Annotated in this window: 23 protein-coding genes and 1 pseudogene; 11 read left to right on the forward strand and 13 right to left on the reverse strand. The window is 69.9% G+C overall.

The genetic code is table 11. From position 1 onward, the window contains the following. Positions 1-3: 3 nt before the first annotated feature. The 5 genes from NR111_RS07195 to NR111_RS07215 form a co-directional block, all read right to left on the reverse strand. Positions 4-576 (reverse strand): heme-binding protein, encoded by a 573-nt coding sequence (locus NR111_RS07195; RefSeq protein WP_119192238.1) that lies wholly within the window; start codon positions 574-576, stop codon positions 4-6. 18 nt (positions 577-594) lie between these two features. Then, positions 595-717 (reverse strand): hypothetical protein, encoded by a 123-nt coding sequence (locus NR111_RS07200; protein WP_256820408.1) that lies wholly within the window; start codon positions 715-717, stop codon positions 595-597. A 42-nt stretch (positions 718-759) separates the two neighbouring features. After that, positions 760-1,488, reverse strand: coding sequence for an alpha/beta fold hydrolase (locus tag NR111_RS07205; protein WP_119192245.1), 729 nt, complete (start codon positions 1,486-1,488; stop codon positions 760-762). A 337-nt stretch (positions 1,489-1,825) separates the two neighbouring features. Further along, entirely contained in the window at positions 1,826-3,181 is a 1,356-nt protein-coding gene (locus tag NR111_RS07210) for a hypothetical protein (protein WP_206604854.1), read from the reverse strand. Positions 3,182-3,523: 342 nt separating this feature from the next. After that, positions 3,524-3,913 carry a VOC family protein gene (locus NR111_RS07215; RefSeq protein ID WP_119192237.1) on the reverse strand — a complete coding sequence of 130 codons (390 nt, stop codon included), beginning with the start codon at positions 3,911-3,913 and terminating at the stop codon, positions 3,524-3,526. Between NR111_RS07215 and NR111_RS07220 the strand changes: the two genes are divergently transcribed. Beyond that, positions 3,912-4,778, forward strand: coding sequence for a hypothetical protein (locus tag NR111_RS07220; protein WP_256820409.1), 867 nt, complete (start codon positions 3,912-3,914; stop codon positions 4,776-4,778). The two genes, NR111_RS07215 and NR111_RS07220, sit on opposite strands and share 2 nt — an antisense overlap. Next, entirely contained in the window at positions 4,775-5,509 is a 735-nt protein-coding gene (locus NR111_RS07225; RefSeq protein ID WP_256820410.1) for a GMC oxidoreductase, read from the forward strand. Before NR111_RS07220 ends, NR111_RS07225 begins: the two co-directional genes overlap by 4 nt. A 316-nt stretch (positions 5,510-5,825) precedes the next feature. On the opposite strand, the gene NR111_RS07230 is transcribed toward NR111_RS07225, so the two are convergent. The 3 genes from NR111_RS07230 to NR111_RS07240 form a co-directional block, all read right to left on the reverse strand. After that, positions 5,826-7,112: a hypothetical protein gene (locus tag NR111_RS07230; protein WP_256820411.1), complete on the reverse strand. Its 1,287-nt coding sequence runs from the start codon at positions 7,110-7,112 to the stop codon at positions 5,826-5,828. A gap of 217 nt (positions 7,113-7,329) precedes the next feature. Beyond that, positions 7,330-8,262: a hypothetical protein gene (locus NR111_RS07235; RefSeq protein WP_256820412.1), complete on the reverse strand. Its 933-nt coding sequence runs from the start codon at positions 8,260-8,262 to the stop codon at positions 7,330-7,332. A gap of 214 nt (positions 8,263-8,476) precedes the next feature. Next, positions 8,477-9,067 carry a hypothetical protein gene (locus NR111_RS07240; protein ID WP_256820413.1) on the reverse strand — a complete coding sequence of 197 codons (591 nt, stop codon included), beginning with the start codon at positions 9,065-9,067 and terminating at the stop codon, positions 8,477-8,479. Positions 9,068-9,547: 480 nt separating this feature from the next. Between NR111_RS07240 and NR111_RS07245 the strand changes: the two genes are divergently transcribed. Further along, positions 9,548-10,591 (forward strand): alcohol dehydrogenase catalytic domain-containing protein, encoded by a 1,044-nt coding sequence (locus tag NR111_RS07245; RefSeq protein WP_256820414.1) that lies wholly within the window; start codon positions 9,548-9,550, stop codon positions 10,589-10,591. Between the two features lie 455 nt (positions 10,592-11,046). Next, positions 11,047-11,829 carry a hypothetical protein gene (locus NR111_RS07250; protein ID WP_256820415.1) on the forward strand — a complete coding sequence of 261 codons (783 nt, stop codon included), beginning with the start codon at positions 11,047-11,049 and terminating at the stop codon, positions 11,827-11,829. A 169-nt stretch (positions 11,830-11,998) separates the two neighbouring features. Here the strand turns inward: NR111_RS07250 and NR111_RS07255 are convergent, their stop codons facing one another. After that, positions 11,999-12,568 carry a heme-binding protein gene (locus NR111_RS07255; protein ID WP_256820416.1) on the reverse strand — a complete coding sequence of 190 codons (570 nt, stop codon included), beginning with the start codon at positions 12,566-12,568 and terminating at the stop codon, positions 11,999-12,001. A gap of 454 nt (positions 12,569-13,022) precedes the next feature. On the opposite strand from NR111_RS07255, the gene NR111_RS07260 reads away from it, so the two are divergent. Together NR111_RS07260 and NR111_RS07265 are read left to right on the forward strand one after the other, a co-directional pair. Continuing rightward, a complete protein-coding gene (locus tag NR111_RS07260) occupies positions 13,023-13,532 on the forward strand; it encodes a restriction endonuclease (RefSeq protein WP_256820417.1) in 510 nt (169 codons plus the stop codon). Positions 13,533-13,848: 316 nt separating this feature from the next. Further along, complete coding sequence (locus tag NR111_RS07265) at positions 13,849-14,358, forward strand: SRPBCC family protein (RefSeq protein ID WP_256820418.1); 510 nt, start codon at positions 13,849-13,851, stop codon at positions 14,356-14,358. Positions 14,359-14,464: 106 nt separating this feature from the next. On the opposite strand, the gene NR111_RS07270 is transcribed toward NR111_RS07265, so the two are convergent. Then, entirely contained in the window at positions 14,465-14,743 is a 279-nt protein-coding gene (locus NR111_RS07270) for a WhiB family transcriptional regulator (protein ID WP_256820419.1), read from the reverse strand. A gap of 223 nt (positions 14,744-14,966) precedes the next feature. Here NR111_RS07270 and NR111_RS07275 point away from each other — a divergent pair, with 223 nt between their 5' ends. Both NR111_RS07275 and NR111_RS07280 read left to right on the forward strand, forming a co-directional pair. Continuing rightward, positions 14,967-15,584: a response regulator transcription factor gene (locus tag NR111_RS07275; RefSeq protein ID WP_256820420.1), complete on the forward strand. Its 618-nt coding sequence runs from the start codon at positions 14,967-14,969 to the stop codon at positions 15,582-15,584. Between the two features lie 82 nt (positions 15,585-15,666). Next, on the forward strand, positions 15,667-16,209 hold the full coding sequence (locus NR111_RS07280) for a Dps family protein (RefSeq protein ID WP_256820421.1): 543 nt from the start codon (positions 15,667-15,669) through the stop codon (positions 16,207-16,209). 140 nt (positions 16,210-16,349) lie between these two features. Here NR111_RS07280 and NR111_RS07285 read toward each other — a convergent pair whose 3' ends face one another. Beyond that, a complete protein-coding gene (locus NR111_RS07285; RefSeq protein ID WP_256820422.1) occupies positions 16,350-17,228 on the reverse strand; it encodes an ABC transporter ATP-binding protein in 879 nt (292 codons plus the stop codon). After that, positions 17,228-17,599, reverse strand: a pseudogene (locus NR111_RS07290) (iron-siderophore ABC transporter substrate-binding protein); the annotation flags it as partial. The pseudogene NR111_RS07290 and the gene NR111_RS07285, both read right to left, overlap by 1 nt. Here NR111_RS07290 and NR111_RS07295 point away from each other — a divergent pair. The 3 genes from NR111_RS07295 to NR111_RS07305 all read left to right on the forward strand — a co-directional run bounded on the left by NR111_RS07295 (position 17,589) and on the right by NR111_RS07305 (position 19,907). Next, positions 17,589-18,656: an iron chelate uptake ABC transporter family permease subunit gene (locus NR111_RS07295; RefSeq protein WP_256820424.1), complete on the forward strand. Its 1,068-nt coding sequence runs from the start codon at positions 17,589-17,591 to the stop codon at positions 18,654-18,656. The pseudogene NR111_RS07290 and the gene NR111_RS07295 overlap by 11 nt on opposite strands. Continuing rightward, positions 18,649-19,596, forward strand: a complete 948-nt coding sequence (locus NR111_RS07300) for a siderophore-interacting protein (protein WP_256820425.1) — start codon at positions 18,649-18,651, stop codon at positions 19,594-19,596. The genes NR111_RS07295 and NR111_RS07300 overlap by 8 nt, the downstream gene beginning before the upstream one ends. Positions 19,597-19,682: 86 nt before the next feature. Continuing rightward, positions 19,683-19,907, forward strand: a complete 225-nt coding sequence (locus tag NR111_RS07305) for a hypothetical protein (protein ID WP_256820426.1) — start codon at positions 19,683-19,685, stop codon at positions 19,905-19,907. Between the two features lie 124 nt (positions 19,908-20,031). On the opposite strand, the gene NR111_RS07310 is transcribed toward NR111_RS07305, so the two are convergent. Continuing rightward, entirely contained in the window at positions 20,032-20,739 is a 708-nt protein-coding gene (locus NR111_RS07310; RefSeq protein ID WP_256820427.1) for an alpha/beta fold hydrolase, read from the reverse strand. Positions 20,740-21,125 lie beyond the last annotated feature (386 nt).

Raw genomic sequence — 21,125 nt, forward strand, 5'->3', positions numbered from 1 at the left:
GAGTCAGCCGCCCTCGGGCCACACCACGTCCTGCACGACCTCGTTGCGTCGCAGGAACCACGGCGTGAAAGGCGGGTCGAACCGGGCGTACCTGGGCGGCCCGGTGGCGACCAGCCCGGCCCGGGCGATCGCGGCCTCGAGGTCGGCCAGGTGGCGTCGATAGGCCGACTCGCTCCACCGTCCCGAGTAGCGCACTGCTGCGGCGACACGGTCGGGCACCTGCTTGACCCGCACCCGAGGATCGGTGGGCACCGGCGCGGTCGCGGCGGTGAGCGAGGCGGGCAGGACAAAGGCGACCACGTGCTCGCCGCCGTCGGCCTCGGTCTGGACCACGGGCGCGGTCATGGCGACCTTCTCGGAGCCGGATGCCTCCTGGACGACCGGCGCCGTCATGGCGATGGACCCGGCGGACTTAGTGTGACCGGTGATGTACCTGAAGAGAGCCCTGAACGCCTGGTTGCCGGCACTGCTGAAGGACCCGCGAACGGACACCTCCGCCGCGGCGTGGGAGGGGTACCGCCGCAGCTCGAACTTCGGGTGATGCTCGAGCACCTCGTAGGGCTGCTGCTCGGTCATGAATCGACGGTACGCGCGTTACCGAACGGCGGCGCCGCGCGTCCAGTCACCGGAGACTGCCAGGCGGGCATGCCACTGGGCGACGTGGTGCGGGTGGAAGATCGCGACGACGACGATGACGACGACGAGGCCCACCTCCACCCGCCCGACCCGCGGCTGCCGGGTGGCGCGGAACCGGCCGGGTCAGCCCGAGAGTCCGCGGAGCCAGTCGACGATCGCGCCGGCCAGCTCGTCCGGGGCCTCCACCGGCAGCATGTGTCCGGTCTCCGGGATCTCGACGTAGGTGACGCGACCAGCCCCGGCCCCATTCGCCTCAGCACCGTTCGTTTCAGCCCACCGCCGCTGCTCCTCGGTCGGCACCACCTGGTCATCCGACGCCCCCACGATCAGCACCGGGCACCCGGCCCGCGCCGGAAACTGGCTGCGGTCCGGGCGGGCGCCGATCGCCACCGAATGGGCAGCGAACCGCTCCGGCCCGTACACCCGCGCCGCGCGCAGCCGCTCGGCCCGGACCTCGGGATCGTGGCCGCGGTCGCCGTAGTAGACCGCCTCCATGCCGTCGAGCGCGATTTCCTCGTACGCCTCCGGGCTCAGTCCCGCGGCACGATCGTCCCGCGCCTTCGCCGCCTCCGGATCCTCACCACCCACCGGGGCGGTGACCAGGACGAGCCCGGCCAGCAACGACGGGTGCCGCTCCGCGAGATGCATCGCCACCACGCCACCGAGGGAGTGCCCGACGACGACGCTGCCAGGCGCGACCCGGCCCGCCACCTCGTCGACGAGTGCATCGAGGTCGGCCACGGCCGGAAGGTCCAGCGGCGTGGCGTGGACGTCGTCCGGCAGTGCGCGCAGCACCGGCGCCCACGTCTGTGCGTCACCGTGGAGGCCGGGGAGGAGGACGAGGTCGGTCATGGCCGCGAGGCTACCCATCCGGAACGCTCCTCGCGCCCCGCTCCCTCACTCCACACACAGTTAGAACGGGTGCCCCACCGGGTCGAGGTGCACCTGCGCCGGGCCGTCGGGCCAGGTCGGCGCGCGGAAGTCGGGAAGGTCTCGCAGCCGAGCGAGCGGGGTGCGCTTATTGATGAGATCAGCGCGCAGAGCTGACGCGGTGACAGCACAGTCCCGTCGGGCTCAATGATGGGACGACGAGGATCGCCGTCGCCCCTAACCTGGTCACGGGTGCTGGATTGTGCGCAACCACTTGAGGTCCCGACCTGGATGGGACGGCAGGGCGACGCCCGCCTCGCTATTCGCCCTCCGGTCCGTTCTTATGGGATCGACGGGGCAGAAACTTTGACGCTCGCGAGTTGAGAGACCGCGGGGATTCTGCCGCTGTGTCCTCGGAGGACGCGGTCTCGTCCTCGACCGCCTCATCGTCGGTGCGATTCCGAAGCAGCCGCTTGCTGAGCCCCTCTGCGGCCCTGCCGGTGGCCAGCCGCGCAGACTCGAGTGTGTTGCTGCCTGCCTGCACTGCGCCGCCGAGGCCTTCCGTCCCGGAGGCGACCACCTTGTCTCGTGCTTCGAGGGCGGCATCTCGCCAGCGTCGGCCTTCGAGGTCGGCCTGGTCACCGTCGATGCCGAGAAGTTGCTGGAAGCCGATGACGTCGTTGTGGACCTTGTTGCGAGCGCTCAGCACCCTGGGTGCGGCCATCGGGTTGAGCAGCAGTTTGGCGTCGGCCAGACCAGCGGCGGCATCCATGCGCTGAAGCAGTGAGGCAGTGCCGGTCGCGAGCTGGTCGAGCCGCCGCTGCCTGGCCAGCTGCAGTCCCTCGCGATGGTCGTCGAGTTCGTCGGGCGACGCGTCAAGAACTCGGTCGAGCTCCAGCACGGCGATGCCTTCCTGGAGACGGAAGCAGTGTGCGAGCACGGCCAGCCATTCCTGGACTGTTCGCTCCGCTTGCTTAGAGACATCAGCCAGGTCGTTCACTTTGTCCTGGCTCTCCAGCTTTTCGGCGATGCCGGACAACTGCTTTAGCGCGTAGGCCTGCGTCCGCCCGATGGCGAGGCTTGTCGATTGCACCTTGGACCAGGTGATCTCTGAGACTCGTCCGACTGAGTCGCGGATGGTCATCGCTTCGTCGAGCACAAAGTCGACGCCGATCATGTCCGCGATCACGGCGTCCTTCTGGGCCCGCAGTACGTCGTCGACCTTGGCGTCGATGACGGCGAGGTAGTCGGTGATCTCGTCCATCGTTTGCTGCATGGCCATCTGCGCCATGACTCCGGCGGCGCCGGCCAGCATTGCGGGATTGGCGAGTGTCTGCCCGGAACCGTTCACGATCTCGAGGATGCCCTTGATCTTCCCGTTGTCCTCGGTGAGGATCGCGCGGCTCACCCCGGTGCGGGAACCGGTCATCTTGCGAGTCTTGTCGAACGCCGCTGCCGACTCCTTGGTGAGCTTGACCCAACGACCAGATTCGGCAGAGATCCCCGCCCCTGCTTGGGCGACGCCAGCTGCCGTATTGAGCGTGGAACTGATCCGCTTCAGATCCAACTCCTTCGATGGAAGGCCTTGCGAAGCCAGGAACTGTTCCACCGCGGTGCTGTCGCCGATCACGGCGACGCCGTCCCCGTCGTTGATCAACTCGATCTCGTGTGTCATTGACTACTCCAATGTGAGCGGGGTTCGCCCGCAGCCTGACGATAAGAATGCACTATCGGTACGACACTCGCTGGCGCCGGTCGGGCGCCCGCACACTTGGACACTCTGGAATGGGCCGGGCCCGGAGCTGGCACCTGCCCAGACGCAAGTAGTCGCCTACCTCCTCGCACTCCGCTCGGTCGCATCTGCCGGGCGGGCGGGACCAGCGCTCGGTAGCAGCCTGCCGACGGTGGTCGACCCCGCCCCGCGTTGCGCGAAGTGTCAGCTTCACGGACACGCGCTGGTTCGTCGTTGCTCCAGCGCGCAACTGCACCCGTTGCAGTGGTACCGATCCCCGCTCCCTCACTCCTCACAGAGACAGAACGGATGCCCCACCGGGTCGAGGTACACCACGAACTGCCCGTCAGGGCTGGGCTGGTGGTCGTGCCGGCGGGCGCCGGCGGCCAGGACGGCCGGCTCGGAGTCGGCGATCGAGTCCACGTAGAAGTCGAGGTGCACCTGCGTGGGGACCGGACCGCCTGGCCAGGTCGGCGCGCGGAAGTCGGGGACGGTCTGGCACGCGAGCGCGACCGCGCCCGGCTCGCCCTCCGGCGGCACGACGTCGACCCAATCCGAGTATTCGGCGTCGTCACGAATCCGCCAGCCGAGCATCGCGGCGTAGAACTCGGCGAGCTCGCGAGCGTCGGGGCAGTCGAGTGCGACGACCACACGCCGCGCGGTGATCCCAGCCATGGCACCGCGCTACGACCTGCACTCCAGGCGCCTCAAGCACTCACGGACCGAGGCTCCTCCCGGCGGCCGGAGCTGGGGCGCTCCCCCGGTGCGCTCTGGGAATCGGCGACGACGACGAGGGCCCGCCGCCGCCCGCAGCGACCCGCACCTGGCGGCGCTGCGCCTGACGCAGGCGGGGATCGCGACCCACATCGTGGAGATGGGCCGCAGCTGGGACACGCCGGGGCCGGACGGCAAGATCTTCTCGGGCATGCTCAATCCGGACAAGCGCTCCACCTGGCTCTCGGACACCACCAGCCAGCCGGTCAGCAACTTCATGGGCTTCGGGATCGACAAGAAGGTGGAGCGCTACGTCGGGGTCCTCGACGCCGAGAAGTTCTCAGGGGTCAAGGTCTACCAGGGCCGCGGCGTGGGCGGTGGCTCGCTGGTCAACGGCGGCATGGCCGTCACGCCCAAGCGCAGCCACTTCGAGCACATCCTCCCGAACGTCGATGCGGCCCAGATGTACGGCACCTACTTCCCTCGCGCGAACGCCGCTCTCGGCGTGAACCACATCGACCAGGCGTGGTTCGAGTCGAGCCCCTGGTACCAGTTCGCCCGCGTGGGCCGGAAGACCGCGCACCGCTCCGGGTTCGCCACGACCTTCGTGCCCAACGTCTACGACTTCGACTACATGAAGCGCGAGGCGGCGGGCACCGCGCAGGCCTCCGCGCTCGGCGGCGAGGTGATCTACGGCAACAACGCCGGCAAGAAGTCGCTGGACAAGACGTATCTGGCCCAGGCTGCCGCCACCGGCCGGCTCACCATCTCGCCGCTGCACCGCGTCAAGGCCGTCACCCGGCCACCGGGGGCGGGTACCGAGTGACGATCGAGCAGATCGACGAGCAGGGCGCGGTGATCGCCACCAAGAACGTCACCGCCGACAAGGTCTTCTTTGCCGCCGGCAGCATCGGCACCAGCAAGCTGCTCGTGTCCATGAAGGGCCAGGGCCTCCTGCCCAACCTGTCGAACCAGGTGGGCGAGGGCTGGGGCAACAACGGCAACATCATGGTGGGGCGCGCCAACCACATGTGGGACGCCACCGGGTCCAAGCAGTCGACCATCCCCACCCTCGGGATCGACAACTGGGACGATCCCACCGCCTCGATCTTCGCCGAGATCGCGCCCCTGCCCGCCGGGATCGAGACCTACGTGAGCCTCTACCTGGCGATTGCCAACAACCCCGAGCGGGCCCGCTTCCTCTACAACTCCGCCACCGGCAAGGTTGACCTGTCCTGGACCGTGGCGCAGAACCAGCCGGGCATCGCCATGGCCAAGCGCGTCTTTGACAAGATCAACAAGAAGGAGGGGACGGTCTACCGCTCCGACCTGTTCGGCCTGAGCAAGACCTGGGGCGACGACTTCACCTACCACCCCCTGGGCGGCTGCCTGCTGGGCAAGGCCACCGACAGCCACGGCCGCCTCCACGAGTACCCCGGCCTCTACGTGATGGACGGCTCCCTCGTGCCGGGCAACGTGGGCGTCAACCCGTTCGTCACCATCACCGCCCTGGCCGAGCGGAACATGGACGCGATCATCGCGGGCGACCTGCAGTAGGCCTCGCTGCTCCGGGCCCGCGCGCGTCGGGCCCACCACCCACGCGGGCCGGTTCCCTCGCCGGGGGCCGGCCCGTGTGGCGTGGTGGGACGGCGTCGGGCGCGCTGCTCCAGGTGGTGTGGTGCGGCGCAGTCGACGACCACGACCACGGCCATGGCCAAGGCCAAGGCCATGGCGACGACGACAACGCCCGCCCCTCCGACCGGGCCCGCCGGGGCGGGGTGGGCGGAACCGGTGTACCAACCGCGCCCGGGACCGGGTGCGTTACCGGCCGGGCCGCTCGGCTACGGCCCGGTCTCGTCCGCCGCCGCCTGCCCTAGTCGTCCTCCGGTTCCCCTTGGCCCGACCGACGGGTGAGCAGCGTGGTCGAACGCGAGGTGAGAGAACGCCGCGCCGGCTCGGACGCACCCTCGAGTACCACGTTCTCGCCGGTCCCGTCCTCCGTACCCTTACGAAGCAACCGCTTGCTGAGCCCCTCGGCGGCCTTCCCGGTGACGAGCCTGGCCGACTCGATCGTGTGGCTGCCGGCCTGGACCGCGGACTCCAGCCCGTCCGAACCGGAAGCCACCACCTTGTCCCGTGCTTCGAGCGCGGCGTCGCGCCATCGTCGACCTTCGAGTTCGGCCTGATCACCTGCGATGCCGAGGAGCTGCTGGAAGCTGATGACGTCGTTGTGGACCCTGTTGCGTGAGGAAAGCACCCTGGGTGCGGCCATCGGGTTCAACAGCAGCTTGGAATCGGCGCGACCGGCTGCCGCATCCATTCGTTCCAGCAACGACGCGGTCGCCGTGGCGAGTTGCTCGAGGCGCCTCTGCCGGGCCAGCCGAATCCCCTGTCGGTGGTCGTCGAGCTCTTCGGGCGACGACGCCAGGACTCGGTCGAGTTCCAGCACACCGAGTCCATCGTGGAGGCGGAAGCAATGCGCCAGCACGGCCAACCACTCCTGGACTGTGCGCTCGGCCTCTCTAGCCGTGTCCGCCAGGTCATTGACCTTGCGCTGCGCCTCGAGCTTGTCGGCGATACCCGCCAGCTGCTTCAGTGCGTAGGCCTGCGTTCGGCTGATGGTGTGGTGACTCGACTGCACCTTGGACCATGTGATCTCTGAAACGCGGCCAACCGTGTCCCGGATGGTCATCGCCTCGTCGAGCACAAAATCCACGCCGATCATATCGGCGAGTACCGCGTCCTTCTGGGCCCGCAGAATGTCGTCCACCTTGGCGTCGATCACCGCGAGGTAGTCCGTGATCTCGTCCATCGTCTGCTGCATGGCCATCTGTGCCATGAGTCCCGCGGCCCCTGCCAGGACCGCCGGATTGGTGAGCGCGGGCCCTGCCCCGTTCACGATCTCGAGAATCCCCTTGATCCTCCCGTTCTCCTCGGTGAGGATCGCCCGACACACCCCGTCCCGTGAACCCGTCATCTTGCGGGTCGTGTGGAACGCCTTGGCAGACTCCTCGGTGAGCTTCACCCACCGACTCGACTCCGCGGAGATCTCGGATCCGGCCCGGACCGCGCCCGCCGCAGAGTTGAGCGCGGAACCGATCCGCGACATGTCCAGTGCTTTCGACGGCAACCCCTGCGACGTGAGGAACTGCTCCACCACTGAGCCCGACCGAAAACGGCTACGCCGTCACCGTCGTGGACCAGCTCGATCTCGTATGTCATCCATTGCTCCCATGTGAGCGGGGTTCGCACCCGCGGACTGGAGATAAGAATGCACTACCGGTACGACACGTGAAGCCGGAAGGGCGAGCATTCGCGCGGCGAGCGCCCCACAGGCACCGGCCCCGGGCCGGGGACAGTGGGAACGGAGTGCCTGATCAGGAACCGTCTTCGGCCGACGAGGACCCGCGCCGCCGCCACAGGGCCAGGAGCGCGACCACCAGCAGGGCCCCCAACCCGACTGCCCCCCATACCGTCCACGAGAGGCCACCCGTCACATCGACGGGCTCCCCCTCCCCCTGGTCCGGGAACGAGACCTCGGCAGACGCGGTTTCCTTTCCGTAGCCGCTATCCAGCGTCACATCCGCCGACCAGGGCCCCGCCGGGAACGTGCTGCTCTCGGGCACCTCGATGATCAGCTCCCCGGTGGACCCGGGGGGAATGGTCCTTCCACCGGAGTCGATGGCGGGGACGGAGAGCCCGCCGGGGCCGTTGGTGAGGTCAAGGGTCCCGGACACCTCGACCGCCCTCTCACCGGTGTTTTCCAGAATCGCCTTGATCGCGACCGAACCAGCGGCCAGCCGGATCGGCAACAACGACGTGATGGAGAAGCTCGGACGAGGACCGTCCCCGGCGCCCACCGACAGGTACATACGGATGCCGACGCGACTCACGGCCTTGACGGCGTCGGCGTTCGCCGTGTCAGCCTTCGTCGACATCCAGATGATCGCGTACTGCTCGATCTCAGGTGCGTCGGCAGGGACGTCCACGGAGACCGTCACGATCTCCTCCTGCCCCGGGTCGAGCGTGACTTCCGTCTTGTCGAGTGAGCTCCACGTGGTCAGCGCGTTGGTGGCCCCGCGGGGTTCGGCCTGGTAGCCCATGTCATCGACATGAGCTGCACCGACGTACAGGTCGAACGTGGCGCGCTCTGTCATGGTGCTCGACACGACGATCTGTCGTTCCATCCGCTTTCCCGGCGGGACGTTGTCGACGATGTAGGTCGATGCGCGGGGATTGTCGGCGAGTTCCACCGGCACCTGCCCGATCCGGATGCCGAACCCGCCTGACCCCTCCTGTGCCGATGCCATACCGCCAGGGGCGCAGAGACCCAGAAGCACGGCTATCAGCACTGCCGTTCCCGCCGACAGCATTCGACTCATATTCGGTGCCCTCACAGTTGTTTACGCCGCGAGACGGGGCGCGGCATTGTGCCGGTCCCACCCTCGGCAGGACGATCGCCGGTGGTCGCCCCCACCAGGGTGGGAGCGACCATCCCTGCTGCGCCCCTCCGGTTCGGTTCGTTCAGTACAGCGACTGCGTCAGGGTGGCCGAGTACTCCCCGGCCTGGACGTCAACGACGGTGGTATCACCCTCGGTCACAGTGGGAAGCGTCACCCTGAGGTTGGGCGTGTACGTGGTGGAGACGTCGGGGAGCGTGATCCCCGTGCGGTTCAGCAACGTGACCTGCGAGCTCATGTTCGAGGCCTCAGCCCAGCTACCCACCGACGTGGTGTTCCCGTTGATACCGGTGACAGCAGTGAGCCACATCCGGACGTTCTCGTTGCCGATAGTGGCGCCGCCACTCGTGGTGAAGTCGGTGATGTCCGCCCGCAGCGCATAGGCTCGAGGACTCCCGGCCCGGTCGTCTCGAATGCTCGGGGCCGTCATGGCACTATCCGCCCGGTCGCCGCCGAAGTTGACGATGAGTGATGTGGACGCCTGCGGCGCAACAGAGAACCGGAGCGAGCCGGCAGCATTCGGGCTGACGGTCAGGTTGACCGTGGTGTCCGCGGTATCGGCGGCATTGCCGCCCTGGGCGTGGGCGGTTGCGGCAGGCGCGATCAGCCCGAGCGACGCGGCGAGTGCGCACGCGCTGAGAATCCTCTTGTTCATTGCACTTCCTCGAGCTCGACAGGAGAGTTGGACATCGGCCCGACCCCGGAGAGCCGGCCCAGGGCGATCAGATCGCCCACGACCGCACGATATGACGGCCGTCACAAAGCTACCCTAGATGGACGGTTGTTTAGGTTTCAACGCGCCCGTCCTGCCAACCCGTCATCGCAGGGCGGGCCCGGTCGGCGGTGGACCCCCGGTGCCAGTTCCGGGCAAAGATCGCGCTCTGCCAGCTTGTCCTCGGCTCGCGGTGACCGAATCGCCCCTGCGGCACGTTCCCTGACGGCCGACTGCCGCGACCCGACGGGGCCGGGATGTGAGTTCACGCTGTGCGCTTGCCAACCGAAACCTGACGGATCCCTTAACTCCTTAGACCTCATGGCACGACCGGGCCATGAGCACTTCCGTTGGGAACGGCTGCGGTGGAACGCTGAAGGGTGACACCCACCAGGACGGGGCCAGATCGACGGGAGCGGACCCATGAAGGCTGTCGTGTTCGAGGGCTACAAGACCTTCCCCGTGATGAAGGAGGTCGACAAACCCTCCCCCGGCCCTGGCGAGGTCCTGCTCAAGGTGGCCGGCTCCGGCGCCTGCCATTCCGACGTGGGACTGTTCCACGAGTACCCGGGCGATCCCTCGGGATTCCTCACCCCGCCGTTCGTCCTGGGCCACGAGGTGTCGGGGTGGGTCGAGGAGCTGGGCGCGGGCGTCTCCGGAGTGACGGTGGGCCAGGCCTACCTGGTCTACGGCCCGATCGGCTGCGGCCACTGCGTGTCGTGTGCGCGCGGGCAGGACACGTACTGCCTGGACGTGCCGTCGGTCGGGCACCTGGGCACCGGGCTCGGTCGCGACGGTGGGATGGCCGAGTACATGACCACCTACGCCCGTAACCTCGTCCCCCTGGGAGACCTGGACCCGGTGGCCGCCGCCCCCCTGACGGACGCCTCCCTCACCTGCTACCACGCGATCAAGCGGGTGCTGCCCCACCTCACCACGCCGGGGGCCACCGCCCTGTGCATCGGCCTGGGCGGTCTCGGGCTGGCAGGGGTGCAGATCATCCGGGCCCTCACCGGGGCCACCGTCTACGCCACCGACACCAAACCGGACGCCGTCGCGGTGGCGGAGACCTACGGTGCGATCGGTATCCCGACCGAGGGTGCCGCCGAGAGGATCAAGCAGCTCACCGGCGGCCGCGGCATCAGCGCGGTGTTCGACTTCGTCGGCGCGGGCCCGACCCTCGAACTGGCCGCCGCCACCGTGGCCCAGCGGGGCGCCCTCACGGTGCTGGGCCTGGCCGGACACGACTTCGCCTGGAACGCCTTCACGGTGCCGTTCGAGGTGAACTTCTCGTGCACGTACTGGGGTGGCCTCGACGAGCTCTTCGAGGTGGTGGAGCTGTACCGGACGGGGAAGATCACCCCTCGTGTTCAGGTCTATCCGCTGGACCGCGCGCTGGACGCCTACCAGGACCTCCTCGACGGCAAGGTCAGCGGCCGCGCGGTCATCGCCCCGCACGGCGGGTGACCGCAGCGGCAGTACCGGTCCGTAAGTGATCACTAGTCCAGGTGATCGACGCCCCTTCGGTGGCCACGGCTCGCTCGGGTGGCTGCTCGAAGGTCGGGCCGTGCCACCGTCCTGAACTGCACACATCCGCGCCCCGGTCCGGTGCCCACTCACGCCGGTTCCCCGACCTGCGGTGTCCGACATGCCTCTTGACGGGTGACAAGCCTGAAGTTAACTTATGGAAGTCACACTCCTGTAACGCTCATCACACTGACGCCGTGTCCCGGGAACGGGTTTCCTCCGTTCCCGTGCTCGTCGCGTTGCGCGCTACCCGACAGTGGTGACGATCGGGGGCCGGGGGTTCGTGCCGGCCGGCGGGCCCACACCCCGGCAGTGACGCGCCGGCGGACAGGAGTCCTCATCCCACGCACGTCACCCCGCACCGCACCGCACGTCCCACCGTCGAAAGGCCCACCATGCCCCGCACCACCGCGCCCCGCACCACCGCGCGCCGCACCTCAGCCCGCCGCACCACCGCGACCCTGGCCGCCACCCTGATGGCCGCCGCGCTCCTGCCGGCCACCGCCGCCACGGCGTCCGCCGAGCCCGTCCCCGCCGCCTGCGCCACCAGTCAGACGCGGACCTTCGCCTGGCCCGGCAGCCTGGGCACCGAGTACTACCTCACCAAGGAGGTGGTGGGCGATGGCACCGCGGCACCGGGTGGGACCGTCACCTTCCGCACAACCGTGAGCGGGAACGGGGCCCTGGTGACCCGGATCGAGGACTTCCACCCGCAGGGCTTCGTGCTGGTGGGCGCGCGCGAGAGCGTGTGGAAGCTCATCGGCGGGCAGACCTGGACCACCGTCACCGACGACGTGCGCTCCAACTCCGCCACCTCGTCGGTGTACCGGACCAGCTCGGGCTGGACCACCGCCGGCGGCAACCACGCCACGCTGGAGACCACCTACCGCGTCCCCGACGACGCCACCCCGGGCAATGTCCTGGACACCGGCGCGGGCATGGCCGTCGCGCTGTCGGACGGCGAGAAGGTGGCCAACCCCAGCGGCGCCTGCGTGACCATCCGCGAGAAGAACCCGGTCGAGCAGGTCACGGGCAGCCTCGAGAGCGTGGGGCTGGGTTCGCTCGGCACCGGCTCGGCCACGCTGGAGGGGATCGTGGGCGACCCGGCCACGTTCTCCGCGGACCTCATCAACCAGATCGACGTGGGCCAGCTCCTCGCCGGCCTGGCCGGGAGCTGACCTGGATGGGGAACAGACGGCCGGGGGCTGACCGGGCCGGGGGCGTCACCGGTCAGGGCCCTACGACGACGACAACCCCCGCCACCCACCGCGGGCCCGCATTGGCCGGGCCCGCGAAACCGGCCGGGTCCGCCGCGGCGCCCGCGCGGTCAGCCGCCCACGGCGCTGCTCAGCCGGGCGGCCAATCCTCGTCCTGCACCACTTCGTTGCGCCGCAGGAACCACGGCGTGAAGGGCGGGTTGAACCGGGCGAACCGGGGTGGGCCGGTGGCCACCAGCCCGGCCTGGGTAATCGCGGCCCCGAGCGCGGCGAGGTGACGCCGGTAGGACGTCTCGCTCCACCGCCCGGAGTAGCGCACCACCGCCGCCGCCCGCTCGGGCACCTGCCGCACCCGCACTCGGGGATCGGTGGGCACCGGTGCGGTCGCGGCGGTCAGCGAGGACGGCAGGACAAAGGCCCCCACGTGCTCGCCGCCGTCGGCCTGGATCTGTACGACCGGTGCCGTCATGGCGATCGACTCGGACCCGGCCGGCTCCTGGACCACCGGCGCCGTCATGGCCACGGACCCGGCCGTCTCGTTATGGCTGGTGATGTACCGGAACAGCGCGCCGAAGGCCTGGTTGCCAGCGCTGTCAAAGGACCCGCGGACGGCCACCTCCGCCACGGCGTGGGAGGGATAGCGGCGCAGCTCGAACCCCGGGTGCTCCTCGAGCACCTCGTAGGGCTGCTGCTCGGTCATGGCTGCGACGGTACGCCCCTGGACCTCCGCGGGCGGGGCGGAACCGACGGGTCCGGTGGAGGGGTGGTGCGGGGAGGTCGCGGGCGGTGACGACGGCAACGACGCCGCTCGTCCCCACCCCTGCCCGCGGTCATCGGGGAATCGGAACCGGCCGCCTCAGCCCCCGGGGGGCGCGGCTAGTTGTGGATCGTGCCGCTCGAGCCTCCCGGAGCCTGCCGAGTATCCGAACCTCCCGCCGGCAGCTGATCGCGCTTCCACCGCTGATGATCACAAGCGACCGGATACCCCGTCGGATAATGTTTCTCCCATGTACGGGAAGCGGAGCCGAGCTCCTATAACCGCGACTGGGTCGGGGCGGTCTTTTTCCGAGGCGCACCGTAACGCGGTCAATGAAGTCAGGCAGCGAGTAGGGACGTCCCCGCCGGTGTCAACGATCCGGACCTACGACAACGGCTTGGGCACCGTCCTCGTCACCTGCGCGTATGACCCGGACGGGGTACTGAAGGAGTACGCGGCCGAAGCGGCCGAGCAGTCCAGACGGATTGCCGGGCGGACGCAGCCATTCTCCGCGTCTGCCCCGGGCACGTTTCGCAGCACTGCACGCCAGGCAGAATTAGACGCCGCCAAGTTCCTTCGCGTCCTGGGCCTCCGCGATGCGTACGCCACATCCGCGACATCCGACGCCGGCATCGATGTACTGGGGACTCGCGTAGCTGCCCAGGTGAAGTGGCAGAAATCTCAAGTCGGCCGACCTGCAATCCAGTCGTTCCTGGGTGCGTGCCATCCGGATATCAGTAACCGGATTCTGTGCTTTTTCGCCTATAGCGGGTTCACGGCACCGGCCACGAACCTCGCCGACTCGGTGCCGATGGCCCTGTTCCGGTTTGACGGGTCCCCGACACAATGGTCACCCGCCAATCTGGTCGCACGCGAATTCGTCGAGGTCGCTCTCAAGAACCGTTGAACGACACCGCCTCGTCGTCCGAGGCGCCCACGATAAGCACCGGACACCCTTCCTGCGCGGGAAGTTTCCAGCGGTCGGGCCTTGCCGATCGCCACCGAGTGCGCGGCGAGCCACCACGCCTCCGAGCGAATACCCCACCACCAGGGCCGCGATGACCGGGGCCCAGGTCAGGGCGTCGCCGTGAAAGCCGGGGAGAAACACGAGGTGGTTTGTGGCACCACCCAAGGCCCCACCAGCGGCCTTCTTGTTGGACGAACGACCTGATTTTCCGAGTGTTCACGGCGTGAAGCAGAAAGCTCCGTGGGAGGATCCCACGATGCCTACTCGCAATAGATGGAAAACGCCACACGAGCAGGTGGTGGATGCCTCCGCTGAAATCGACATCTTCGCGTCCCCAGAGGAAGTCTGGAACCTGCTACGACCAGCTGAGAACGCCGTCCACCTCGACCCCACAACAGTAAGGGCGTTTCGGGTTCCGGGAACTCCGTCTGGAGTGGGCGAGATTCAGGGATTCATCGCTCGCCAGAACGGCCGGGAGTCCATCGGCATGGTTGAGGTTCTTGAGGAGACTCCGAACCGCTATGCGCTGACCCGCTCGATTGGCGTGGAAGACGACGCGCTCCGAATGGCCTACTACCTTCAACCCACGAGATCTGGGACTCGGTTGGAGCTGCGGTCAACGTTCACGATTCCCGTGGAACTATGGGACAAGACCGAAGCGGTGATCGACGACGTACGTCGGCGGCATCACGAGATGGCCCAGCGCATCAAGTGGGTAATCGAGGCAGACGTGCCCTACGTGGGGAAGCCCGCCACGAGGGGGTAAACGGTCGGGCGCGCTCGCAGGCACCTCACGCGTCGACTCGACTGCGGTGGCCGGGCGGGACGCCCAACCGATAACGGGAATCACCCGCACACCAGGCGCCCCACCCTCACCCCGTCCGGTGCCGCCCGGCCAGTCGGTGTCGGTCGGCCTCGGTCATCCCGCCCCACACGCCGTAGAGCTCCCCAGCCTCGATCGCGAACGTCCGGCACACCTCGAGCACGGCGCAGCCGCGGCAGATGGCGATGGCGGCGGCCTCCTTGCGCCGCCGCACCCCCTTGGGCTCGTCCTCCGCGCTGTAGAACAGGTCGTTCTCCCCCACGCAGGCGCCGTCATCCCTCCAGGCCCAGAACTCCGAGGTGGGTGTCAGATTCCTGAACCGGGGCACTCGTTCTCCTGTCGCAGTCGCATCCGTGGACACCAGAGTCGACCCCCGCGCACTCCGGGCGGGGTGCAGGTCGCGGTCGGGCACCCGCCCCGACCGGGGCGCACCCCGCCGCGAGGCGCGGAAGGTTAACGCCGCAGTGTCTCCCGAGACGCCCCCTGCCCGCCTCACCCTCAGGGGTGTGGTCGCGGGACGGTTCATTAGTTTCCGTTGCTACGATCCGCCCATGCCGATCAGGGTCACGGTGGTCAACGACCATCCCGTCGTGGTGGCCGGGGTCAACGCCTTCCTGGCCCCCTACTCCGACCGGGTCGAGGTGGTGGCCACGGACACGGTCTCCAGCGGTTCGGCGCCGGTGGACGTGGCGTTGTACGACTCGTTCGCCGCGCAGCTGGGTCGGCGCACGGCACTGGAGTCGCTGCTGCGGGAGCCGACCGTCTCCTCGGTGGCCGTCTACTCGTTCACCTCCCACCCGGGCGCGGTGAGCGACAGCCTCGAGGCCGGCGCCCACGGGTTCCTGTCCAAGTCGCTCACGGCGGCCGAGCTGGTGGGCGGCCTCGAGCAGATCGCGGCCGGGGACCGGGTGATCCTGCGGGGCGCGGGTCTGCCGGTGCTGCGCGCGGACCGGTGGCCGGCCAAGCAGGCGGGCCTGTCGCCGCGGGAGTCCGAGGTGGTCGGGCTGATCGTGCAGGGGCTGTCCAACGAGGAGATCGCCGAGCGGTGCTATCTCTCCCCCAACACGGTCAAGACGTATGTGCGCTCGGCCTACCGGAAGATGGGCGTGACCTCGCGGGCGCAGGCGGTGGCGTGGGGCATGGAGAACGGACTCGGGCCGGCGCGGTGACCGGCCCGCTCCGGTCGCGCCCGGCGCGGTGACCGGTTCGCTCCGGTCGCGACCGGCCCCGGTCCGCGTTAACGTCGGCTCCATGCCTGAATTCACCGTTCCCGGACTGTCCACCGCCGACTCGGCCACGCTCGCCGACACCCTGCAGAAGCGACTCACGGCGTGCAACGACCTGCACCTCACGCTCAAGCACGTGCACTGGAACGTGGTGGGCCCCAACTTCATCTCCGTCCACGAGATGCTGGACCCGCAGGTGGAGCTGGTACGCGGGTTCGCGGACGTGCTGGCCGAGCGCATCGCGACCCTGGGCGGATCCCCGGTGGGCACGATGGGTGCCAGCGCCGACCACCGCTCGTGGGACGACTACTCGCTGGGCCGCGACACCGCCCAGGCCCATCTGGGCGCCCTGGACAAGGTGTACGACGGGATGATCGGCGACCACCGCAAGGCCACCGCGGTGGCCGGAGAGGTGGACCCCGTCACCGAGGACCTGCTCATCGGCCAGACCGCCGAACTGGAGAAGTTCCAGTGGTTCGTCCGCGCCCACCTGGAGAACGCCGCCGGCCAGCTGCCCACCGCCGGCGACGCCTCCGAGAAGGGCGCCGCGCGGGACGCACGCGCCTGATCGAGCGCCGCGACCGGCATCGCCCGGACCGGGGAACGGGCCGGACTCCGCACGGGGGTCCGGCCCGTTCTTCGTGGGCGGGTGAGAGTGGCGACGTCGTCGTCATCTCGCGGCGGGGGCCGACCCCACCGCTTCGATCGTCACCGCGTCGCGCGGTCTCCCACAGTCCTGCGGTCGAGCGGGACCACGGTGGGCGTGCCCGCCACCGGGTCTGCCGCGATCAGACACGGGAGTCCGAAGACCTGCTCGACCAGTTCAGCGGTGAGCACGTCGGCCGGGGCGCCGGTCGCCACCACCCGACCGTCCTTCATCACGACCAGGTGCGTGGCGTAGCGGGCGGCCTGGTTGAGGTCGTGGAGCACGGCGACCACCGCGCGCCCGGCCTCGTGCTGGTCGCGGAGCAGGTCCAACACGTCGTACTGGTGCGCGATGTCCAGGTAGGTGGTGGGTTCGTCCAACAGGAGAACGGGCGTCTCCTGGGCGAGCAGCATGGCGATCCACACGCGTTGACGCTGGCCGCCGGAGAGTTCATCGACGAACCGCGTCGCCAGTTCGCTCACCCCGGTGGAGGCCATGGCGGCGGACACCGCGGTGTCGTCGGCGCGACTCCACTGGCGAAGCGGGCTGTGGTGCGGGTGCCGGCCCCGGGCCACCAGGTCGTCGACCCGGATCCCCTCCGGGGTGACGGCACCCTGCGGCAGGAGCCCGATCCGGCGAGCGACCTCCCTGGTCTTGAGCCGGTGCAGGTCGTGGCCGTCGAGCAGGACGCGTCCCTCCCCCGGCGCGATGACGCGGGCCAACGCCTTGAGCAGCGTGGACTTTCCGCAGGCGTTGGGGCCCACGATCACCGTGAACGCGTCCCCGGGAAGCTCCAGGTCGAGGCCGGTGGCCACGACACGACGCTCGTAGGCGAGCCGCGCCCCCTCGACCGCGAGCACCGGAGCCGGCGCGGGTGCAGCCGCGCGCGCGGAGGCGCCGTCGAGGGGGGCGTCACGCGCCCCGGGGGAGGTGCGCGGCATCAGCCCAGGATCTCCCGGACGTCGTCGAGGATCTCGCCGGCACCCAGGACACCGATGCCGACCATCCAGGTCTCGTCCTCGACCTCGTAGGTCTGCCCCGCCTTCACGGCGGGCAGGTCGCCCCACAGTCCGGTCACGGTCGCCATGGTGGTGGCCGTGGGGTCGCCGCCGGGGTTGGTGAAGAATACGACCTCACCGGTGATCTGCTCGTACAGCTCCGGCGAGAGCTCGGCCATGGAGTACTCGTTCCACTCGCGCTGGCCCAGGTCGAAGCCCATCTGGGACAGGATCGAGCCGGAGAACGTCTCGGGGCCGTAGAGGCGGAAGTTGTCCGGGCGGAACCGGACGATGGACAGGGTGGTGCCCTCGGCCACTGGACGAGCCCAGCCCGCAGGCACAGCTCTGCCCCGCGACGAGCGGCTCCTCACCGCAGGCGCCGTCGCGCTGCGTCTGCACCGGCGCACCGCCTGGGTGACCGCGGCCCTCGCCGTCGTCGTCGTGGTTCTGGTGGCCGCCTCGCTCGTGGTCGGCGAGTTCGTCATCACGGTCCCCGACGCGGTCGCGACCCTGCTCGGTGGCGCACCGGACCGCACCACCGACTTCTTCATCCACGAACGTCGCCTCCCCCGGGCGCTGGTCGCGGTGGCCGTCGGCGCGGCGTTGGCGACCTCGGGCGCGCTGTTCTGCGCGCTCACCCGCAACCCGCTGGCCAGTCCGGACATCATCGGCATCACCCAGGGCGCGTCGGCGGGCGGGGCGACGGTGATCCTCGTGCTGGGCGGCGGGATCGCGCAGGTCGCCGCGGGCGCGCTGGTCGGCGCGGCGCTCACCGCCGGGTTCATCCTGGCGCTGACGTGGTGGCGCGGGCTCAGCGGCGCCCGCCTGGTGCTGCTCGGCGTGGCGCTGGGCGCGCTGGCGATGGCGTACGTGGCGCACCTGCTCTCCCGGGGGTTCGTGGCCAGCGCGGTCACCGCCCAGATCTGGCTCACGGGCTCCCTGCAGGGGCGGGGCTGGGCCGAGCTCGAGCCGCTGGCGTGGGTGCTGGTCGTGGCGTCGGTGGTCGTCGCGAGCCGGTCCCGGTCCCTGCGCGCGCTCGCGCTCGGCGACGAGGTCGCGGTGGCCCTGGGCGTGCACCTGCGCCGAACGCGGTTGGTCCTGTTGGCGGCGGCCACGGTCCTGGCCGGTGCGGCGGTGGCGACGGCTGGGCCGATCTCGTTCGTGGCGCTGGTGGCTCCGCACCTGTCGCGGCTGCTCACCCGCAGCGACCGGGTCCTGCCGGCCGCTCTGCTGGGCGGAGCGCTGCTCCTGGCCTCCGACCTGGTGGCGCAGCACGCGTTCACGCTGCCGATCCCGGTGGGCGTGGTGACGGTGGTGCTCGGCGGCCTGTTCTTCCTGGGCCTGCTGTGGCGGGAGGGCCGGCGTGTCTGACCGGGCCGGCGTGGCTGACCGGGCCAGCGTGGCTGACCGGACCGACGTGTCCGAGAACCGCGACCGGCGTCCGTCCGCCCGCGAGGCCCGGCGCCCGCGCAACCCCCACCGGGCGGAGAGCTGGCAGCCGACCGTGCTGCGCCGGGTCCGGGTGCGCTCCGTCGAGCCGCTCGCGCCCGAGCTGGTGCGCGTCACGCTCGGGGGCGACGAGCTCGGGCAGTTCACCATCGCCGGCTCCGCGGACACCACCGCCGCCGCGGCCGGCGAACCCGCTCTCGTGCCCGCCGTGCGCAGCCCGTCCTTCGACGACGTCGTGGTGTTCTGCCTGCCCGATCCCGCGACGGGTGAGGTCACCCTCCCCGTTCCCGCGCCGGGCGGCGGGCTGGGTCACCCGCCGGGCGGCGTCGCGCTGGTGCGGGAGTACACCGTGCGCACGCTGCGGGACGGCGCGATGTGCGTCATTCTGATCCGCCACGCGGAGGGCGCGGGCGCGCGCTGGCTCGAGGCGGTCCGGCCGGGCGACGAGCTGACGATCGTCGGCCCGCGCGTGAGCCGCGCCCTCCCCGCGGTGGACCGCATGCTCGCCGTGGGGGACGCCACGGCCCTCCCCGCGCTGGCCCGGTTGCTCGAGGAGCGGCCGCCGACGCTGGACCTCGACGTGCTGGCCGCGGTGCCCGACCCCGCCGCGCTCCCCCGCACCCTGCTGCCCACTGTCGCCCCCGCCGACGCCGACCGCGTCCGGGTCCGGGTGGTGGCGGCGGCGCCCGGCTCGTCCGGCGAGCTCATCGGCGCGCTGTCCGCGGCCGGTCTGCCCACCGGGTTCGCGTGGGTGGCCGGCGAGTCCGGGATGGTCTCAGCCGTGCGCCGCCATCTCCTCGACCGCGGCCAAAACCCCGACCGAATCCAGTTCACGGGCTACTGGCGCCTCGGCGGTCCGTGAGTACTCCCCCTCCGCCGGCACGATTCCCGCTACCCTCCGATCGATCGCCGGGGTGTCCGTGCGGCGAGCTTTCTGGGAGGGAACGGATGACGGTGTCGACGTGGACGGTGGAGAACCTGGGCCTGGGCGATTTCTCGGAGGTGTACTCCGAGGAGTTGCAGACGTGGGTCAGGGCGATCAAGCGTGTGCGCCGCCGGGATGGTCAGGTGTCGGCGACGGGCCCCACGGAGAGTGGTGAGCGGGTCACGGTGATGATGCCGATCGGTTCCACGTGGACGGTGCGGTACGCGGGGTGTACGGACGACACGTGACGGGCGGCCGCTGAGGACTGGCCGGCCCCGCTCTTCGTGGGTGGGGCTGGGATGGGGTCGACGACGACGAGGTCCTCCTCCCCCACCCGACCCGCGGCCTCCGGGATGCGCGGAACCGGCGGGGTCAGCCCTCGAGTGAGCGGAGCCAGTCGCTGATTGCGCTGGCCAGCTGGTCCGGAGCCTCCACGGGCAGCATGTGTCCGGTCTCGGGGATCTCGACGTAGGTCACCTGCGGCGCCGAGTTCGCCTCCGCCCACCGGCGTTGTTCTTCCGTTAGCACCACCTGGTCGTGTGAGGCGCCCACGATCAGCAATGGGCACGGCGACTTCGCGGGGAAATCCCAGCGGTCGGGCCGTGCGCCGATCGCGATGGAGTGGGCGGCGAACCGCTCGGGCCCGTACACCCGCGCGGCGCGCAGTCGCTCGGCGCGGACCCGCGGGTCGTGACCGCGGTCGCCGTAGTAGACGGCCTCCATGCCGTCGAGGGCGATCTCCTCGTACTCCTCCTGGCTCAGGCCGGCTGCCCGTGCTGCCCGCGCCTTCGCGGATTGCGGGTCTTCGGCGCCCACCGGCGCGGTCACCAGGACGAGCCCTGCCAGCAGCTGGGGGTGCCGCTCGGCGAGGTGCATGGCGACCACTCCCCCGAGCGAATGCCCCACCACCACGCTGCCGGGCGCGATCTGCTCGGCCACCTCGTCGACGAGCGCATCGAGGTCTGCCACCGCCGGCAAGTCGAGCGCCGTGGCGCTCAATTCGCCAGGAAGGGCGCCGATCAACGGGGCCCACGTCTGGGCGTCGCCGTGGAGGCCGGGGAGAAACACCAGGGTCGGCACGGAAGCGACCATACTCGCGGCAACGAGGCGTGCGATATCCGCGGCAACGAGGCGTGCGATATCCGCGGCGCTACGGCGTGTCTATCCGAGCGCGCACCGGCCACCGCCGGACCTAGCCATCGCTGCCGACCGCACCGCCGCAGCGGAGATCGTAAAATCGCACCCAGCTTTCTCAAAGCGCACCGAGTGCAAGTATCAACGGAAACGAACCAGACGGGTATCCGAGCTACCGGCCAGCGCCGGGCCTTACAGTCCCGGTCAGCCCGCGGATACCGGCTGAAGACACCTTCCGCCCGCCCTCCGCGACTTTGGTTAGCTCTGGCCCGTCGGCGGATAGTGCCCCGTGGGGTGGTGGGATTCGGATCGGCGTCTAGTCAGGCGCAGTG

Origin of the sequence: Dietzia sp. Die43, assembly GCF_024519835.1 — a bacterium.
Lineage (GTDB): Bacteria > Actinomycetota > Actinomycetes > Mycobacteriales > Mycobacteriaceae > Dietzia > Dietzia kunjamensis.